Source organism: Vibrio sp. 1288 (assembly GCF_033344475.1).
The window spans coordinates 1-854 of record NZ_JAWPOX010000291.1; the positions used below are offsets into that span (position 1 = coordinate 1).

The window sequence follows — 854 nt, forward strand, 5'->3', positions numbered from 1 at the left end:
ACCGAAGAAACCGTCAGTTTGCAAAAGATGATTCAAGAGTTAGAAAGCAATGCACATCGCTTTGGTAGCACCGCAACAGAAATCAACCGTTTAGCACGTGATGTCGCCGTAAAACGTGAAATGTACGACGACCTCGTCGAGCGTTACGAAATGGCGCAATTGACAGGATCGCTTGGTGTGTTTGAAGAAAACAAACGCGTGAAGATCATTGATGCACCATTCACTCCGACAATTCCGTCTAATCTACCAAGCATTGTATTTATCATTCTAGGCTTTATCGGTGGTGCCGGCCTTGGCGTTGGTCTAGCCACCATACTTGAACTGGCAGACAACTCGGTGCGCTCTCGCCGAGCATTAGAAAAACACCTGGGCGTTCCGGTGATCACCACCTTGCCTAAAGTGACGTTCGCCAGTTAACTCTCCTACTCACCATGACGATAAAGCACTCGTTGACCCGAGTGCTTTTCCTTTGCTACGCCACGTTAATTTACCGCATGGTTTTGTCTTCTCATTAATATGAATCTCAAATTGAGAATGTTGATTTTCAGATTTGACATTCAGGCCTAACTGGTTGTTTTTATTTTAAATAAATAATGGCACGTAGCGTGCAATACGTTGTTCAGAGTAGATACACACTACTGAGGGCGTAAAGATGGAACGCAGAGAAAATAAAAACACCAAACGGAATCATAAAAAAGTGGTGTTGCATGTGGTGCAACACTTGGCACCGGGTGGATTAGAAACGCTAGTGCTGGATATGCTTCGCTTCGCAGAACCTCGTCACGATGTGTTTGTGGTGAGCTTAGAAGGCGCCAAATCCCAATCCTTAGCGAAATGGGCTAAGTTGACCGAAT

Annotated in this window: 1 protein-coding gene and 1 pseudogene; both read left to right on the forward strand. The window is 45.2% G+C overall.

What is annotated here, in order from left to right; genetic code table 11:
- Positions 1-417, forward strand: a 417-nt coding sequence (locus R8O11_RS26305) for a GNVR domain-containing protein (RefSeq protein WP_318194752.1), incomplete at its 5' end; no start/stop codon positions are given.
- Positions 418-652: 235 nt separating this feature from the next.
- Positions 653-854: pseudogene (locus R8O11_RS26310) on the forward strand (glycosyl transferase); the annotation flags it as partial.